Origin of the sequence: Bacillus pretiosus (assembly GCF_051294775.1) — a bacterium.
Classification (GTDB): domain Bacteria; phylum Bacillota; class Bacilli; order Bacillales; family Bacillaceae_G; genus Bacillus_A; species Bacillus_A wiedmannii.
Genome location: NZ_JBPPHF010000002.1, coordinates 41,645 through 58,824, shown reverse-complemented (window position 1 = coordinate 58,824; position 17,180 = coordinate 41,645). Strand labels below are relative to the sequence as shown.

Genomic DNA, 17,180 nt, shown 5'->3' with positions numbered 1-17,180 from the left:
AGAAAGAAGCAACCTGACACAAGGGAGAGGACAAACTTTGTTCAACCAACAGTTAGTTAATTTACGCATTGATTTTGCATTTAAACAATTGTTTGGTACGAATGGTAGTGAAGATATTCTAATTGCATTTTTAAACGCTACGTTACAGGAGTCTTTAGAATCACCCATCGCTTCTCTACAACTAGAAGATCCACATTTACATCGGGAATATGAAGAGGATAAGTTATCTATTTTAGATATTTCAGCGACATTAAACACAGGAACAAAAGTAAATGTAGAAATACAGCTCAATAATAATCACGATATGATGAAACGTAGTTTATATTATTGGGGAAAATTATACACATCTCAATTACAAAAAGGTATGCCTTACAGTTCGCTTCATAAAACCATCACCATTAATTTATTGAACTTTATAATGTTCTCAGACCACAAAGAATTTCATACAACGGGCACATTATGGAATTCACAGCAACAAAAACTCTTGAGTGATGACATAGAAATTCACATTGTAGAAATTCCAAAGTTAACAAAACAATGGCATGAAGAAAAAGTAAATCCGTGGAAAGATCCATTTGTTCGTTGGCTTTTATTGCTTTCAGCAAATGAGGATGAACACTTAACTAAAACATTGGAGGATATTGCTATGAACCAAGACCCTATTTTACAAAAAGCAATAAACAAGTGGGAACGTATGAGTCAAGATTCCTCTTTCCGACAAGCCTATGACGCAAGGGAGAAAGTTTTAATGGATGAAGCCGCAAAATTCGCCCATGCAGAGACAGAAGGTATGAAAAGAGGCATGGAAAAGGGTATGGAAAAGGGTATGGAAAAAGGCTTGGAAAAAGGTATGGAAAAAGGCTTAGCAAAGGGCTTAGAACAAGGTATAGAAAAAGGGCGAAAAGAAGGGGTTCAACAAGGAAAAATTCAAATGATTAAAAGTATGCATGATCTTGGTATACCACTTGAAACAATTGCTAAGGCAAGTAAATTAAGTGCGCATGAGGTTGAGCATATTTTAAGACATAAATAATAATGAAAAAGAGCTTGAATTGTTTCAAGCTCTTTTTTATCAACTTCCCTCGATATCATCCAATTGGGTCTTATTACATTCATCGCACTCTAGCATAGTAGGAAGAATCCCTCTTTCATCAGGTAATAAAACCCTCAAAACGTCTCGATCCATCTCTACGAAAGACTTCATAATAATAGAATATCCATCAATAATATTCGTATACTCAATCCCTTGTTCAAACTTTTTTCCGCTCTTTATTTCTTCTATTTTCAACATAAAAAATCCGAAACCATACAAAATGATTTCAAATTTCCTATAATTAAAATGTTAAATTACATTTCGAACAAAAGGGAGCAGAATTGCCTCTCCTAATTTTCGCATTACATTTTGGACAATATACATATCGCTCTTCTATCTTTTCTCATTCTATCATATGTAAAAATACTATTCTCATACTACACATAACCCCGATTAAAATAAGACTAACAATGAGTAGCATCACCCTCGCCCCCTTACACTAAACATTACCATAAAACAACAAAACCGATTCTCTCATTGAGAATCGGTTTTATACTTATAATCCTAATTTCGCCTTCGCTCCATCAGGAATTTTATCTGTTGTTACTTGTACTTTATTATGTAAGAACTTACCTCTCGTAAGCACATGCCAGTATGAGTCTTTTGGTAATTCATCTACTTCGTCAATTGTAACTTCTTTTTTCTTACCATTTTTATCATAAGCTTTCACTTTATATTCACGACCTTTATTTCCACCTAACTCTTTTCCATCGTTATCAATTATTGCATAATGATCCTCTATATCAAGAAATGGATTCATTCTATCAAACCCCGCGCTCCCATTTAATAAATATGCCGCTCCTGCGACGATAACAAGTAGTGATCCAAAAATAAATCTTTTCATCTATATTCCACCTTTCATTATGTTTTCTTTAAGGTTTTTCTAAGTATAGAGCTTATTTCTTAATAAAAACTCGTTCGATTTCTTAACATTTTCTTAAACTAAAAGTGAAATTTTAATTAAAAAGATTGAAATAGACAAAAAATAACTTTTTACACTCTGATTGACAAAATTACACTTTTAGTGTAATTTTACACTACATTAAAAAAGGAGCTGCATGATGAATAAACAAGAATTTATTGAACTCGTTAATTCAAAATTAAAACTCATCCGTGTTGAAAATAATCTATCACAAGATAAAATGTCAGAAATTATTGGCTTATCGAAGAAAACATTAGTAGAAATCGAAAAAGGAAGACGCACGCTAACATGGGCAGGCGCAGTTTGTGTCGTAACACTCTTCGAACAGAGCGATACAGTCCAGATGACATTTGGAGATGATGTGAATGAAATTATAAAAACAATCGCCTTTACACATTACAATACGAACTTCCCGAAGACGTTAGGCGGAAAAGTGTGGTGGCGACAAATAAAAGAATTAAACGGTTATCAAATACAACAAAATATTTTATCTCAACATTATCGAATTTTAGATAAAGAAGACCGCAGAATATGCCATTCATTCGATTTCGATGAAATTGAACAGCGATTTATGGAAATGGCAAAAACATCTCAATAAAGTAAAACTTTAATCAGTGGGGATTTTACTGCCCTTTAATACGGGATAAAATAAATTTCGGAGTATAATTCAAATGGAAAAACAGACAAATATCACGATTTTAAATACGCTAATCATTAGCACGTTAGTATTCAATTTATTTATTTTCACATCAAGAATGAGCTTTTTACCTTGGTATATTGAAGATGGCTGGGGCTATTTAGGATTATTATTTACATCCTTAATTTTCTTACTTTGCTTCTTTCAATCTGCAAAGCTTCATAAAGATGGAAAGTTAACTACACTACAAAAGTTTATTCCACTTGCTTCTGCCATACTTTCAATCTTTGTTCTTATCACTCCATCAAGTGATTTTATGACTATACTAGCTAATCTAATCAATACAATCATATTAACAATTTATATAACTGTATTTCAAACAACACCTAATGTAAGTAATGAGAAGCTATTACATTAAAAGAGAGAGTTATTCTACAAAATAACTCTCTCTTTTATACTACTCTCAATAAGCGTAAGCCTTCATTCTATTTACTTACTCATCACCGTACTTCTTCTTTGCCTGTACAAATAAGCACCACTCGCGACACCAAAAACAATCCCGCCAAAGTACACGCCATATTCTATCGCGATCGCTACAATACTTTCAATATGTTGTCCGAATAAAGAACCGAGCACAAAGTAAACGAGTGTCCAAATAAATCCTGTCGTATAGGAATACAAAGCATACGTCTTAAATGACATGTTATTCATTCCAACTAAATACGGTACGATATGTCTGACGACTGGTATGAAGTAGCTTGTGACTAACGCATAATGGCCATACTTCTCTACCATTTGTTGAGACTTCAAAAGATACTTTGCCTTTTTCTTTTTCATTAGCTTATCAAGTACTTTTGTACCAAATATTTTTCCTACTATATAACCTAACGACAGCCCAGATACAACGCCTAAATAGGTTAATAAAAATGCTGGAATGACACTTAATATCCCTAATGAAGAGACAAACCCACCACTCATTACGATCATTTCGTCTGGAATTGGCATACCGATAATACCTAACCATAAACAGAAAAATAGTGCCCAATAGCCATACTGTTCAATATAAGATAATAATTCATGTAATTCCATTAGGCATAAGCTCTTCTTAACTCTTTTTTACAGCTAAAGATGTACGCTGGCGGGAAATTGAGCCACACTTTTTCGAGCGTAATTTCAGGGAAGAAATGTTGTATAAATCCTTTTTTCACAAGTGAATATTGAAATGTAATAAATTCACCGTTCTCTCGTATCGCTTCCATTATATTGTTTAAAATACGCTTTGAAACTTCTTCTGGTAAAGAAGTAAACGGTAATCCTGATAAAACGTAGTCAATGCATTCTATATTGAACTCTTCCATATACTTCTTTATATTTTCAGCTGAGCCGTGTACAACAATGACGTTCTGCTCATTTTTAAACTTTCTCTGTAACTCTTTGCAAAACACTTCATTAATTTCAATAAGAAGAAATATCGTTTCCTTCTTCTTTCTCTTCATAATTTCTCTCGTGAAAACCCCTGTACCAGGCCCTAGCTCTACGATACATTTCGCTCTATTAAAATCAATGACATCTACCATTTTCTTTGCTAATATTTTTGAACTTGGCGCAATTGCACCAGTATGTTTCGGATGTTTTATAAATTCATGTAAGAATGTTATGAGTTGCATGTAACCCTCTCCCCATTCGTTCGATAGTTTTTAACTTATTTCTAAGTATAACTATCGTTTCTTAACAAAAATTGAGGAGATTTCTTAAGATTTTATGAAGAATGAAAAAACAGCTATCGCATATAGCGATAGCTGCTCATTTATTATTTCGCACTCACAATCTTATAATAAGAACGAACTGTTAGGAAGTAATATCCGATATAAATGACGCCATATACTCCAATACTAATTAGGAGCGGAATCATAATTTCGAATGGTAATATATTTGACAAACCTTTTAGTGCGAACAAACTGTGTAAAATACCGATAATTAACGGAATAGCAAAGATAAAGCTCACTTGTTTCGCAATAGCTCTCTTCATCTCTTGCTTCGTTACACCAATTTTATGAAGAACAACGTAACGATCACGGTCAGCACTTGCTTCTGTAAGTTGCTTAAAGTAAATGATTGAGCCTGTCGCTAATAGGAAAACTAATCCTAAGAATAGCCCAATGAACATCATTAAACCTGTCGTTTCAATTCCCATTTGGAATCCTGTATAGAAATCGTTAAATGGTTTTAAAACTTCCGATTCACCTGCTGGCATAATACTTGCTAATTTCGCTGTTAACTCTTTACTATTTCGCTCACCTTTTACATCAATATTTTTTACAGCGCGTGTTTCATGTACTTGTTTCGCCTGCTCATATGTTTGATCTGGAACGATTACAAATAGTTCATTTAAGTTTGTAAGACTTCTACTATTTACACCTTTAATGTTTAGCTCTTTCGATTCATTCCCAACAGGAAATACAGCTTTATTTCCTGTATAAAGAGGACCAAAATCGAGTTTTTCAATATAGAGGCTATCATATACAAAAGCTTCATTCGCACTTAAATTTACAGGTTCTACATCTAAACGTTTCGCAATTGTATTAAAGCTTGATTGAGAAATAAGCTGGTACTGCTTCGTAACATTATAGTGTGTGTTCAGCACTTGATCTGCTCTTTCACCTTTAAATGTTCCCTTCACAGGAATCATTTCAACTTCTGACTCATATGTCACTGGATGATTGCTCTTCTCTCCAGCAAGTATTTCTTTTACCTTTTTATCTAGTGCTTCATCTTTTTTCTCATAAGAATAACTATACGGTGCTGCAACTTTTGATTGCGTAAATGTGTTGTAATACATCGTAACTGACGTACCAACCGCTGTTAATGTCACTGCACTTAAAATAGCAATTGTTGCTAGTGATTTCGAGTTTCCTTTAATGCGATATAGTAGTTGCGATGTCGTTACCATATTCATACCGTTATAAAATGCTGACTTATTATTTCTTGCTCGCTTCAATACAAATACTGTGAAGAACATAAACAATAAATAAGTTCCTGCTACTGTCGCTAGTAAAATGTATAATGCAACGACCATAAAGTCTGCATACATAACTGCTTTCATGTACATTAACGCTAAGAAATAACCTGAACCGATTAAGAAAACTGAAATTAACGCCATCACTACGGATCCTTTTGGCATTGCTTCTCCTTCGCGTTCCGCTCGGAAAAGTTCAATTAGCTTAAAGCGATAAATTAAACGATATCCTTGAAGTGATGTATACAAAATAATCACAAAGAAAATAAGTGCTGTATCAATAACTGCGGCCATCGGTATTTCAAAATGAACGTTTAAGTTTATTCCCATCATACTTATTAGTAGTTCAAGGAATAGTTTTGAAAGAACGCTACCGATCGCAATTCCGATAATTAAAGACATTAATCCCATTAACATATTTTCATAAAAGAGCATTTTACCAATTTGTCTTTTACGAATGCCTAATAAGGAATATAGCCCAACTTCTTTTTTACGTTTTCGTGTAAAGAAACCGTTCGAATATATAATGAACACCGCTACGAAAATAATTAGCATGACACTTGAAACTTGAAATGCACCGCTAATTTTTTTAGAAGCTTCCGCAGCTTTTTCCATTTGTGAATTATACTGTAACGCCTTAAATGTAAAATAAATGACGATACTAAAGATCATAGATGCAAAATATACAAAGTAGTCTTTAAAATTCCGCTGTATGTTGCGGAGGGCAATGCTAGATAAGGTCATCAGCCATACCTCCGGAAATGGAAGACATTACGTCAACGACTTTTTGGAAGAACTGTTTACGTGTTGATTCACCGCGGTGCAATTCTTTATATAACTCACCATCTTTAATAAAAATAACTCGTTTACAGTAACTCGCCGCAAACGCATCGTGCGTTACCATTAAAATTGTAGAATTATCATATTCATTTAACGACTTCATACTTTCAAGTAAATCTGTCGCTGATTTAGAATCAAGCGCTCCAGTCGGCTCGTCCCCGAAAATCATACTAGGACTTGTAACGATCGCACGCGATGCTGCGCAGCGCTGCTTCTGTCCGCCCGACACTTGATATGGGAACTGACTTAAAATATGATCAATACCGAATTTCTTTGAGATTTCAAGAACGCGGCGATCAATCTCACTTGCTTTCACCTTTGATAACGCAAGAGGTAACGCAATGTTCTCTTTTACCGTTAACGTATCTAATAAATTATAATCTTGGAAAATGAACCCTAAATGATCGCGGCGGAATAACGCTAACTTATCATCGTTCATCTTCACGATATCTTTTCCATCAATTAAAATTTCACCGTTCGTCGCATTATCAATTGTAGAAAGAACGTTTAGTAAAGTCGTCTTACCCGAACCAGAAGGTCCCATAATTCCAACGAACTCACCTTCTTTTACTTGTAAGTTAATACCTTTTAACGCTGCAAATTTATTACCACCCGTGTCATACACTTTTTCAATATTTTTTGCTTCTAACACTGTTTTCATCTCGACATCCCTCATTTCTTCTATTCTCTATTTTCAACTATATACACTCTCTACTCTTGCCACTATCGATGTTTCTTACACAAACATGACAGTTATGTAAGACGCATAAGTAAAGATATAAAAATTTAACCTACTGAACAAAAGTACTTTGTTACTATAACATTGGGATATCATACCATCCATTCATTCTCCTTACAGGAACATTACAATTTTGTAAGGTTAAAAATGTGCCCTACAAAGTTGTGCATGAAATGTCGGATGGACTTCGTTTGTTCCTGCTATTCTATTTAACAAGGAGGTCATCGTATGGATTCACTTAAAAACATGAATGCGGCAATGCAATATATTGAAAACAACTTAACAGATGAAATTGATTTTAAAGAAGTCGCAAAAATAGCTTTCTGCTCCGAATACCATTTCAAAAGAATGTTTTCTTTCCTAGCTGGCGTATCACTATCAGAATATATTCGTTGTAGGCGTCTTACTCTTGCTGCTTTTGAACTAAAAGATAGCAATGCAAAAGTCATTGATGTCGCTATCAAATATGGATACAACTCACCCGATTCCTTTACACGTGCCTTTCAAAACTTGCACGGTATAACGCCTTCAGAAGCTCGAAGTACAATTCGTTCTTTGAAAGCTTATTCACCAATGACCTTCCAGTTATCGATTCAAGGAGGAAATGAAATGAATTATCGAATTAAAGAAAAAGAACCATTTCGAATTATTGGTATACAAAAACGCGTACCAATTGTATTTAACGGTGTAAATGAAGAAATTGCTTCTATGTGGAAAAGTTTAAATCCAGAGTCCATTCAAATGTTAAAGTCACTTTCAAACATGGAACCGAATGGAATCATTAGTGCTTCTACTAACTTTTCTGAAGGAAGAATGGAGGAAAAGGGAGAACTCGATCACTACATTGGAGTAGCCTCAACGAAAGATTGTCCAGCGCAATTCGCACAACTTGAAGTCACAGCTTCAACGTGGGCCGTATTTGAATCTGTCGGTCCATTTCCTGAAACATTACAAAATGTATGGGGACGCATTTATTCCGAATGGTTTCCTTCCTCAAACTATGAACTAGCGGAAGGACCAGAAATATTGTGGAATGAACAGAAAGATACATCCTCTCCAAACTTTAAAAGTGAAATTTGGATACCGGTTTTGAAGAAATAAAAAATAAAGCTGCTTTTCCTTAAAAGGAAAAGCAGCTTTTATTTATATTTTTAGTTCTTTTTATAAGCGACGTAGGAATATCCCATCATTAGTCTCGCTGTACCAATAATTATAAATTGTACCCATAACCTTTTTACTTTTCACACTTTTGACCTATACTGTTTATTAGCCTACATTTCAACATAATGAAAAGACTTGAAACACATGATACACTATAGCTACAATTGTTTTTTTAGGAGGAGTATACATATGTATAAAATTTTAATCGTTGAAGACGATCCAAATATTTCATCATTACTACAATCTCACATTCAAAAATATGGCTATGAAGCTGTTGTTGCAGAGAATTTCGATGATATTATGGAATCGTTTAATGCAGTGAAACCACATCTTGTTTTACTTGATGTAAACTTACCGAAATTCGATGGATTCTACTGGTGCCGTCAAATTCGTCATGAATCTACTTGTCCAATTATTTTCATTTCAGCGCGTGCTGGCGAGATGGAACAAATTATGGCGATTGAAAGCGGTGCGGATGATTATATTACAAAACCGTTCCACTATGACGTTGTAATGGCGAAAATTAAAGGTCAATTACGCCGTATTTACGGTGATTATGCGCCAAATATTTCTGAACGTATCGTTGAAGTAGAAGGTTTAAAACTATTCCCAGAACGCCCAGAAATCCATTTCGGTGCTGAGCAAGTTCTTTTAACGAAGAAAGAGGCAATTTTAGCAGAAATGTTATTATCTAAATTCCCTCGTACAGCGAGCCGTGAAGATTTATTAGCTGCCCTATGGGATGACGAAAGCTTCGTTGAGGAAAATACATTAAACGTAAACATTACGCGTCTTCGTAAAAAGTTCAATGAGCTTGGTATTGAAAATGCTATTGAAACAGTACGTGGACTTGGGTATCGTTTTAACGCAACTTGGAGTGAATAAGCATGAAGCTATTTTTACGTGATCATTTTGCATTTTTTCTACTATATGTATTAAACTTCGGCATCATTTTCGTTCTGTATGATGCAGTAGATGGATTTCAAAATAATAAATTTTACTTCGTCGTTTTAAGTTTATATTTATTCATTTGTTTCCTCGCTTATCGTTACGTCCGCAATCGTAGAATGTACCATAGATTAAGTGAGCAACCAGAGAAAATGGAAGATGCGTTTATTGAAAGAGCAACTGCTCCGATGCCTCACGGTGTAAATGAACTCGTGCGCACACAGTACCGTCTATTCCAAAAGGAACTACAGTCGTATGAAGTAAAACAACAAGAACATCAATTATTCATTAACCACTGGGTGCATCAAATGAAGACACCTGTGTCTGTTATGCAACTTATGGTACTCGAAATGGAAGATGAACATTTGATTCCGAAATTCAAAAAAGAATTAGAACGATTAAATCAAGGACTCGATATGGCTTTATATATGGCAAGGTTAAATAACTTCCATGAAGATTTCCACGTTGAGACGATTTCATTAAAAGATGCGGTAACAAAAAATATTAACGGATTAAAAGAACTATTCATTCGAAATGGGGTCTTCCCTGTTTTAGAAGTTCATTCCGATTTAAAAGTTGCTTCTGATGCGAAATGGCTAAAGTTCATCATTTATCAGTTAATGACAAATGCAGTTCGTTACTCTGGTGAGCGTGGGAAGAAAGTTTTCTTATCTGCTTATCGAAACGGAAAAGATATTATTTTAGAAGTTCGCGATGAAGGTGTTGGTATTCCGCAAGAAGATATTCGAAGAGTATTTGAACCGTTTTACACTGGGAAAAACGGTCGCGCATTCGGAGAATCTACTGGTATGGGACTTTATATTGTAAGTAAAATTTGTGATTATTTAGGTCACTCTGTCAAACTAGATTCTGAAGTTGGTAAAGGAACGACGATTAAAATCATCTTCCACAACGCTGCAAATAATCAAGCAGAACATACAGAGAAGGTGACCGAAGCATGATCGGAACATATGCTAGCAAAATGTATGAGAACTTACTCTCATACATTTTTTGCAATAAAACTACATATTTACCTTCTAACGGGAGGTACATATTATGACATTTTGGCAGTTTGCCTTTAAAAATGTAACGCGTAATTCCAGAGCTTATTTTGCTTATTTCTTAAGCAGCTCCTTTTCAATTGCTGTTTTCTTTTCGTTTGCTGTTTATTTGTTTCATCCGAAATTACAAAATCCCACTATGATCTCTGAAATTTCAGGATTAATGATTTTTTCAGAAGTTGTTATTGTCTTGTTCTCGTTCTTTTTTCTACTCTATTCAATTGGATCGTTTTTAAAAGTTCGTAAAAAGCAATTTGGTATTTTAACTATTTTAGGTATATCAAAAAAACAATTACATCGACTCGTTTTCACTGAAAATATGTTAATTGGTATTTTATCTATCTTTTTCGGTATGCAGTTTGGATTTGTATTTTCACAATTTTTCTTATTAGTGACAGCGAAAATTACACATCTACCAGGGATATATTTATATCCACCTACGAATGCTTTCATTTTAACAACGATTGTATTTCTTGGTCTCTTTATCGCTGTATCTTCATTTACACCCATGCTAATTCGTACGAAAAAGACGGTAAACCTTTTAAAAACTAATGGTGGGAAACAAAAGGAAAGAAAACCATCCATATTCATTTCTCTATTTGGTGCTATCTGTTTATTAGGTGGTTATATTTTAGCTGCAAACCCTAAATATTTCTTCTCAATAAACACGCAAGTAGGCGTTATCTATATGGTTTCAAGTGTTTTTGTGATTCCAGCACTTGTTACAATTGGGACATATTTTTTCTTTTCTCAAATTAGTTTCTTACTTATTTATATTTTAAAGAAAAGAAGAAATTTTTATATGAAACGAATTAACATGCTTTGGATTTCGGATTTAGCAAGTCGTATTCGAACGAATATCAATATGCTTTTTATTGTAGCGATGCTTTCTACAATTGCTTTCACAATGATTACGTTCCTATATGGATTCGGAAAGTTTACAAAGCTAGATGTTGCGAGAACTTCACCTTTTCCATTTTCTTATTTTTCATATGACGCAAATCCTTTTGTTAACGAACATTTAACTTGGCTTGAAAAGCAGTTACAAAAGGAAGATTTCTCTTATAAAAAACTAAAAGCTGATTTATATGAAACACCACTGAAAGAAGATGAAGGTATAACGACTTACAATGACATCTATGCAATGAAACAAAGTGACTATAACAAACTTGCAGCTTCCCTGCGAATGAAACAACTATTCATGAGCGATAACGAAGCATATGTCTTAACAGGTAGCGCTTATTTCACCTTATTCAGCCAATTTGAGCCAAGCTACAATAGAAAATCCATTACACTTTCTAGCACAAATACGACATTACAAGTAAAAGGATATGAACAAGTAGGGGCCATTCCCTCTGACTTTTCATATCAAACTTTAATTTTACCTGACGCTGTTGTAAACAACTTACCAAATACAACAAAGCATGTAGCAGCGTACAATTATAACGTACAAAACTGGGAAAAGACGTATGAAATTGCTGATGATTTTATGAAAAAAATACAAAGAGATCGACAGGAATTCCAATACGAAGGACCCCTTATACGCTCCTATGAATCAGCAGGCTCATTATATAGAATTACATCAGGAAGTGCCGCATACTTCCTAATCGGGACATTCTTAGGTGTCATTTTCTTTATTGGAGCAGGTAGCGTTCTTTACTTTAGACTGTATACTGATTTAACGAATGAACAAGAAAAATATGTAGCAATTTCAAAAATTGGTGTAACAGATGTAGAGATGAAAATATCTGCAACCATTCAACTTAGCATTTTATTTTTCGTTCCGTACGTTATGGCGTCCATTCATACAATGTTCGCAACAAAAATGCTCCAAGACGTAATTGATTTATCACTATTCAAAGAAATTTCAGCTGTTCTTATTATTTTTGGAGTCGTTGAAGTCATCTTTTTCTTATTTATTCGTTCCTTTTACATGCAAAAGTTATCAGAGTATACGAATGGTTAAGTTTTATAAATATATTAGTACAGGAAAAGGGTATCTCTTATATCCTTTTCTTCTTCACTCTATTAGGAGGTTCAGGTGAATGACATTTTGGCAGTTTGCATTCAAAAACGTAACCCGGAACGCCAGAGCTTATTTCGCCTATTTTGTAAGTAGTGCGTTTTCCATTGCAATTTTTTTCTCGTTTGCGGTTTATTTATTTCATCCTAAATTGCATATGACAGGCGTGAATGCTGCTCTGAACATATTAATGACAATTTCAGAAGTTGTCATTGTATTCTTTTCTTTTTTCTTCTTACTATATTCAATCGGTACTTTCTTAAAAGTACGAAAAAAACAATTTGGGATTTTAACAGTACTTGGTATATCTCAAAAACAATTAAAAAGACTTGTATTTCTAGAAAACATGTTAATTGGTGTTCTTTCCATATTTTTCGGCATTCAACTTGGACTTGTCTTTTCACAGTTCTTTCTACTAGTTACCGCCAAAATTACACATGTACCTGGTTTATATTTATATTGGCCAACGAGTGCTATTATTTTAACTATGATCATCTTTCTTGGACTCTTCATTCTCGTTTCATCTTTTACGCCGATGCTCATTCGGACGAGAAAGGCTGTACGTCTTTTAAAAGAAGGAACAAAGCAAAAAGAAAGAAAAGCATCCGTGCTCATCTCTCTATTTGGTGCGACATGTTTAATATCTGGATACGTACTAGCAGCAAATCCGCTATATTTCATATCGCTTGGCGACGTAATTGGAATTTTGTACGCCGTCACCAGTATATTTGTCATTCCTTCACTCGTTGCGGCTGGAACATATTTTTTCTTTTCACAAATTAGTTTTTTACTCATTCGTATATTAAAAACGAGAAGAAAATTTTATATGAAACGTATTAATATGCTTTGGATTTCTGATTTAGCAGCTCGCATTCGGACAAATATTAACATGCTCTTTATTGTAGCGATGCTATCAACACTCGCTTTCACTATGATTACGTTCTTATACGGTTTTGGGAAATTTACAAAGTTTGATGCAGTAAGGGAAAATCCTTTTCCTTTTACATATTTATCACATACTGAAAATACGTTAGCGGATGAACATTTGAATTGGTTAAAACAAAAGTTCAATGAAGAACAATTTACTTATAAACAATTTAAAACGGATATATATGAAGTATCTTCGGCGGAAGAAACACCGCAGCTCTATTATGCAATTAAACAAAGTGACTATAATATACTTGCTAAAGCATTAAACTGGGAAAATCTCCACGTGAAGAATAATGAGTCTTATGTCCTTATTAAAGATTTAGATAATCAAGTTTTTGAAACACTTCATGATCAAAAAACGAGAAATGCTCTTACTTTAAATCAAAATTCTTTGCAGTTACACATAAAAGAATATAAAAGTTATAACCCATTCCCAAATAGGTTAATATCACAATTACTCGTATTATCTGATGAAAATGTAGAAGCATTATCATCAGCTTCAAAACAGATGAGTGTATATAGCTTTAAAGTTAACGATTGGGAAAAAGCTAATAACATCGGTTCGGCATTTGTAGAAAAGATTGATAACGACGAGATAAAAATTCAAGCAGAGCACCCACCTTTCCATGCAAGTGAAGCAAGTGATTCTCTATACACAACTAAACTCAATGTCGCTTCCTTCTTCTTAATTGGTACTTTCTTAGGTGTTATTTTCTTTATTGGTGCTGGCAGTGTTCTTTACTTCAGAATGTATACAGATTTAACAAATGAGCAAGAAAAGTATGTAACGATTACAAAAATCGGTTTAACAGAAGCTGAGATGAAACGATCTGCTACAATTCAACTTGCAATTCTTTTCTTTGTCCCATACATTATGGCATCGATTCATACGATGTTTGCGACAAAGATGCTACAAGAAGTATTACATCTCTCGTTCTTCGCTGAGATTACAGTCGTACTTATGATTTTTGGAACGGTTGAAATTTTATTTTTCCTTTTAATTCGTTCCTTCTATATGCAAAAATTATCACAACACATTAAGTTTTAACGGATAGAAAGGTGATTACTATGGAAGAAGTTTTACACATAAAAAACGTCTCAAAAGTGTATGAAGGAAAAGTCCCTCATACTGCTTTAAAAAATATAAATTTACATGTAGATAAAGGTGAATTTGTCGCTATCATGGGACCATCTGGTAGTGGTAAATCTACATTTTTAAACGTTATCTCTACAATTGATTCCCCTACTTCTGGTGATGTCGTGATTAACGGAAAAAAACCGCACACATTTCGTAGAGAAAAGTTAGCTATTTTCCGCCGCCAAGAGTTAGGATTTGTTTTCCAAAACTTTAACCTACTAGATACACTAACGATCGGCGAAAATATCGTACTACCTTTAACATTAGATAATGTTCCATTAAAAGAAATGGACGAAAAGCTTGATAACATTTCAAAAAAGCTTGGCATTGATCATATTTTAGACAAACGTATTTTTGAAGTTTCTGGCGGACAAGCACAGCGTACGGCAGTAGCACGTGCTGTTATTCATCATCCTTCCCTTCTACTCGCCGATGAACCAACAGGAAACTTAGATTCAAAAGCTGCAATCGATGTAATGGAGTTATTTACGAAGTTAAATAAAGAAGAAGATGCAACAATTTTAATGGTTACGCACGATCCATTTGCAGCAAGTTATTGTAACCGTGTCATTTTCATTAAAGATGGCGAGCTTTACAACGAACTACACCGCGGGCTATATCGCGAGAAGTTTTATCAAGAAATATTAGATGTTTTAGCATTATTAGGAGGAAGACGTGGATGACATTTTGGCAATTTGCATTTAAAAATGTCTCGCGTAATTCTAAAGCATATTTCGCTTATTTTGTAAGTAGTGCTTTTTCTATCATGGTTTTCTTTTCATTTACTGTATACGCGTATCACCCGCGCTTACAAAATGTACAAAGCTTTCAAGAACGTGATCCTCTAATGAACTTAGCAAGTACAGCACAGCTTGTAATCGTTATGTTCTCGTTCTTCTTTCTCTTATATTCAATTGGAACATTTTTAAATGTACGGAAGCAGCAATTCGGGATACTCACGATTCTCGGTATCTCACAGAGACAATTAAAAAGACTTTTATTTACTGAAAACATGATCATCGGAATATTGTCTATCTTTATCGGCATTCAAGGTGGCCTTGTATTTTCTAACTTTTTCTTATTAGTCACTTCGAAATTAACAAGTGCGAAAGGTCTCTATTTATATTGGCCGACAGAAGCGATAATCGTGACAACCGTAACGTTTATCATTTTATTTTTAATCGTTTCTACGTTTACACCGATGTTTATTCGTACGCGTAAAACAGTCCATCTTATTAAAGGGAACAAGAAAGTGACAGCCGAAAAAAGGCCGTCTATACTCATTTCGATATTTGCTTTAACTTGTTTAGGGTTATGTTATTATATTGCTGGTTATCCACAAGGCTACGTAACCGAAAAAAATGTGCAAAACGGATCTGTCTTCTTTATTATATTATCTATTTTGCCACTCGTAGTAATCGGAACATATTTTTTCTTTTCACAAACATTTCTTCTTTTTATCTATATTTTAAAGAAGCGTAGAAAGTTTTATTTGAAACAAATAAACATGTTATGGATTTCAGATTTAGTTGCTCGTACCCGTAGTAATATTAATGTACTCTTTATCGTTTCTATGCTATCTGCGCTTGCATTTACGATTATTATCGGACTATTTGCTGCGAATAATAATACGAAAGCATCGATACTAGAGCGATATCCTATTCCCTTCACATACAAATTAGAAGGGGATCATTCCCTTGAACGAAAGCACGTTAATACTATTGAATCCGAACTTTCCAATGCTCATTTTCAATATAAAAAATATAATTTTACGCTTTTAAAAGATACTGCTTCAAAAGAAGAGATTGCAATTATGAAAATGAGTGATTATAACGAAATTGCTAAACAGTTAAAGAGACCTACAATCACCCTTGATTCAAAAGAAGTTTACATTATTTCTGGCTATTCACCAGAGCTATTAAACCTTGTATCAAATCCATTTGTAAAACAAAATACAATTACGCTTGAATCCAATAAAAAGGAGTTTTATATAAAGGGATTTATTAATAAAGGGATAGCACCACCATTTGCATTAGCAAATTTAGTTATTATGCAAGATTATGCAATCGATACTATGATTCCTCATATTGAAACCATTACAGTTTATAACTACTTCGTGGATAATTGGGAAAATGCAATTGTTCCAACGAAAAATATATTAAAAAGTATTAGTAATGACACCGAAAAATATTATGAGGCACATAAAGACGATAAGCATGCATCTCCCATTCCTTTTAATATTTATACAGCTACTGATGAGTTACTCCATAATAAAGAAAATGCAGTTGCTCAATTCTTTATTTGGGCATTTCTTGGCTTTATCTTCTTTATCGGTGCGGCTAGCGTTTTATACTTCCGTATGTATAACGACTTAACGAATGAAAAACAAAAATACATTACGATTACAAAACTAGGCTTAACTGAATCAGAAATGTTTCGCTCTGCAACGATTCAGTTAGGAATTTTATTTTTCGTTCCTTATATCGTTGCTGGTGTTCACACATTATTTGCGGTTAAGTTTTTACAAAGCATGTTTTCTTTCTCATTACTAAAAGAGTTATTAATTGTACTCACCTTTTTCGGGATTATCGAGATTATTTTCTTCTTCTTAATCCGTTCTCTGTACATTAATAAATTATCACAGCATATAAAAATATGAATAAAATAGCCTT

At 33.9% G+C, this 17,180-nt stretch carries 16 protein-coding genes and 1 pseudogene; 10 read left to right on the top strand and 7 right to left on the bottom strand.

The window, feature by feature from the left end; translation table 11 throughout:
- Window positions 1–37: 37 nt before the first annotated feature.
- Window positions 38–1,033 (top strand): Rpn family recombination-promoting nuclease/putative transposase, encoded by a 996-nt coding sequence (locus ACSG5Z_RS08405; protein WP_435711285.1) that lies wholly within the window; start codon window positions 38–40, stop codon window positions 1,031–1,033.
- 39 nt (window positions 1,034–1,072) lie between these two features.
- Here ACSG5Z_RS08405 and ACSG5Z_RS08400 read toward each other — a convergent pair whose 3' ends face one another.
- From ACSG5Z_RS08400 to ACSG5Z_RS08390, 3 genes and pseudogenes are all read right to left on the bottom strand, one after another.
- Entirely contained in the window at window positions 1,073–1,291 is a 219-nt protein-coding gene (locus ACSG5Z_RS08400; RefSeq protein ID WP_435711284.1) for a hypothetical protein, read from the bottom strand.
- A gap of 43 nt (window positions 1,292–1,334) precedes the next feature.
- A pseudogene (locus tag ACSG5Z_RS08395) lies at window positions 1,335–1,514 on the bottom strand (hypothetical protein).
- A gap of 75 nt (window positions 1,515–1,589) precedes the next feature.
- A complete protein-coding gene (locus ACSG5Z_RS08390) occupies window positions 1,590–1,937 on the bottom strand; it encodes a YxeA family protein (protein ID WP_435711283.1) in 348 nt (115 codons plus the stop codon).
- A 217-nt stretch (window positions 1,938–2,154) separates the two neighbouring features.
- Here ACSG5Z_RS08390 and ACSG5Z_RS08385 point away from each other — a divergent pair, with 217 nt between their 5' ends.
- Both ACSG5Z_RS08385 and ACSG5Z_RS08380 read left to right on the top strand, forming a co-directional pair.
- Window positions 2,155–2,613 carry a helix-turn-helix transcriptional regulator gene (locus tag ACSG5Z_RS08385; protein ID WP_097907448.1) on the top strand — a complete coding sequence of 153 codons (459 nt, stop codon included), beginning with the start codon at window positions 2,155–2,157 and terminating at the stop codon, window positions 2,611–2,613.
- A gap of 73 nt (window positions 2,614–2,686) precedes the next feature.
- On the top strand, window positions 2,687–3,070 hold the full coding sequence (locus ACSG5Z_RS08380; protein WP_137014228.1) for a hypothetical protein: 384 nt from the start codon (window positions 2,687–2,689) through the stop codon (window positions 3,068–3,070).
- 71 nt (window positions 3,071–3,141) lie between these two features.
- Here ACSG5Z_RS08380 and ACSG5Z_RS08375 read toward each other — a convergent pair whose 3' ends face one another.
- The 4 genes from ACSG5Z_RS08375 to ACSG5Z_RS08360 all read right to left on the bottom strand — a co-directional run bounded on the left by ACSG5Z_RS08375 (window position 3,142) and on the right by ACSG5Z_RS08360 (window position 7,169).
- The gene (locus ACSG5Z_RS08375) at window positions 3,142–3,741 is read right to left on the bottom strand and encodes a DedA family protein (protein ID WP_435711282.1); all 600 of its coding nucleotides are present in this window, start codon (window positions 3,739–3,741) and stop codon (window positions 3,142–3,144) included.
- The gene (locus ACSG5Z_RS08370) at window positions 3,741–4,319 is read right to left on the bottom strand and encodes a class I SAM-dependent methyltransferase (protein ID WP_087984915.1); all 579 of its coding nucleotides are present in this window, start codon (window positions 4,317–4,319) and stop codon (window positions 3,741–3,743) included. Before ACSG5Z_RS08370 ends, ACSG5Z_RS08375 begins: the two co-directional genes overlap by 1 nt.
- A 143-nt stretch (window positions 4,320–4,462) precedes the next feature.
- On the bottom strand, window positions 4,463–6,412 hold the full coding sequence (locus ACSG5Z_RS08365) for an ABC transporter permease (RefSeq protein WP_087984916.1): 1,950 nt from the start codon (window positions 6,410–6,412) through the stop codon (window positions 4,463–4,465).
- Window positions 6,399–7,169, bottom strand: coding sequence for an ABC transporter ATP-binding protein (locus ACSG5Z_RS08360; protein WP_000859659.1), 771 nt, complete (start codon window positions 7,167–7,169; stop codon window positions 6,399–6,401). The genes ACSG5Z_RS08365 and ACSG5Z_RS08360 overlap by 14 nt, the downstream gene beginning before the upstream one ends.
- A 306-nt stretch (window positions 7,170–7,475) precedes the next feature.
- Between ACSG5Z_RS08360 and ACSG5Z_RS08355 the strand changes: the two genes are divergently transcribed.
- The 7 genes from ACSG5Z_RS08355 to ACSG5Z_RS08325 all read left to right on the top strand — a co-directional run bounded on the left by ACSG5Z_RS08355 (window position 7,476) and on the right by ACSG5Z_RS08325 (window position 17,167).
- On the top strand, window positions 7,476–8,348 hold the full coding sequence (locus ACSG5Z_RS08355) for an AraC family transcriptional regulator (protein ID WP_435711281.1): 873 nt from the start codon (window positions 7,476–7,478) through the stop codon (window positions 8,346–8,348).
- Between the two features lie 249 nt (window positions 8,349–8,597).
- Window positions 8,598–9,293, top strand: a complete 696-nt coding sequence (locus ACSG5Z_RS08350) for a response regulator transcription factor (protein WP_000276736.1) — start codon at window positions 8,598–8,600, stop codon at window positions 9,291–9,293.
- 2 nt (window positions 9,294–9,295) lie between these two features.
- Window positions 9,296–10,318, top strand: a complete 1,023-nt coding sequence (locus ACSG5Z_RS08345) for a sensor histidine kinase (protein ID WP_000765337.1) — start codon at window positions 9,296–9,298, stop codon at window positions 10,316–10,318.
- A 94-nt stretch (window positions 10,319–10,412) separates the two neighbouring features.
- Window positions 10,413–12,383, top strand: coding sequence for an FtsX-like permease family protein (locus tag ACSG5Z_RS08340; RefSeq protein ID WP_088609432.1), 1,971 nt, complete (start codon window positions 10,413–10,415; stop codon window positions 12,381–12,383).
- A gap of 79 nt (window positions 12,384–12,462) precedes the next feature.
- Entirely contained in the window at window positions 12,463–14,418 is a 1,956-nt protein-coding gene (locus tag ACSG5Z_RS08335; protein WP_262744990.1) for an FtsX-like permease family protein, read from the top strand.
- Between the two features lie 20 nt (window positions 14,419–14,438).
- A complete protein-coding gene (locus ACSG5Z_RS08330; RefSeq protein WP_000393250.1) occupies window positions 14,439–15,191 on the top strand; it encodes an ABC transporter ATP-binding protein in 753 nt (250 codons plus the stop codon).
- Window positions 15,188–17,167, top strand: a complete 1,980-nt coding sequence (locus ACSG5Z_RS08325) for an FtsX-like permease family protein (protein ID WP_435711280.1) — start codon at window positions 15,188–15,190, stop codon at window positions 17,165–17,167. Before ACSG5Z_RS08330 ends, ACSG5Z_RS08325 begins: the two co-directional genes overlap by 4 nt.
- Window positions 17,168–17,180: the final 13 nt, after the last annotated feature.

What these genes read in the sequence shown, in the direction of transcription:
- ACSG5Z_RS08400 (WP_435711284.1), bottom strand. Translation starts at nt 1,291, where the DNA reads ATGTTGAAAATAGAAGAAATAAAGAGCGGAAAAAAGTTTGAACAAGGG.
- ACSG5Z_RS08390 (WP_435711283.1), bottom strand. Translation starts at nt 1,937, where the DNA reads ATGAAAAGATTTATTTTTGGATCACTACTTGTTATCGTCGCAGGAGCG.
- ACSG5Z_RS08385 (WP_097907448.1), top strand. Translation starts at nt 2,155, where the DNA reads ATGAATAAACAAGAATTTATTGAACTCGTTAATTCAAAATTAAAACTC.
- ACSG5Z_RS08380 (WP_137014228.1), top strand. Translation starts at nt 2,687, where the DNA reads ATGGAAAAACAGACAAATATCACGATTTTAAATACGCTAATCATTAGC.
- ACSG5Z_RS08375 (WP_435711282.1), bottom strand. Translation starts at nt 3,741, where the DNA reads ATGGAATTACATGAATTATTATCTTATATTGAACAGTATGGCTATTGG.
- ACSG5Z_RS08370 (WP_087984915.1), bottom strand. Translation starts at nt 4,319, where the DNA reads ATGCAACTCATAACATTCTTACATGAATTTATAAAACATCCGAAACAT.
- ACSG5Z_RS08365 (WP_087984916.1), bottom strand. Translation starts at nt 6,412, where the DNA reads ATGACCTTATCTAGCATTGCCCTCCGCAACATACAGCGGAATTTTAAA.
- ACSG5Z_RS08360 (WP_000859659.1), bottom strand. Translation starts at nt 7,169, where the DNA reads ATGAAAACAGTGTTAGAAGCAAAAAATATTGAAAAAGTGTATGACACG.
- ACSG5Z_RS08355 (WP_435711281.1), top strand. Translation starts at nt 7,476, where the DNA reads ATGGATTCACTTAAAAACATGAATGCGGCAATGCAATATATTGAAAAC.
- ACSG5Z_RS08350 (WP_000276736.1), top strand. Translation starts at nt 8,598, where the DNA reads ATGTATAAAATTTTAATCGTTGAAGACGATCCAAATATTTCATCATTA.
- ACSG5Z_RS08345 (WP_000765337.1), top strand. Translation starts at nt 9,296, where the DNA reads ATGAAGCTATTTTTACGTGATCATTTTGCATTTTTTCTACTATATGTA.
- ACSG5Z_RS08340 (WP_088609432.1), top strand. Translation starts at nt 10,413, where the DNA reads ATGACATTTTGGCAGTTTGCCTTTAAAAATGTAACGCGTAATTCCAGA.
- ACSG5Z_RS08335 (WP_262744990.1), top strand. Translation starts at nt 12,463, where the DNA reads ATGACATTTTGGCAGTTTGCATTCAAAAACGTAACCCGGAACGCCAGA.
- ACSG5Z_RS08330 (WP_000393250.1), top strand. Translation starts at nt 14,439, where the DNA reads ATGGAAGAAGTTTTACACATAAAAAACGTCTCAAAAGTGTATGAAGGA.
- ACSG5Z_RS08325 (WP_435711280.1), top strand. Translation starts at nt 15,188, where the DNA reads ATGACATTTTGGCAATTTGCATTTAAAAATGTCTCGCGTAATTCTAAA.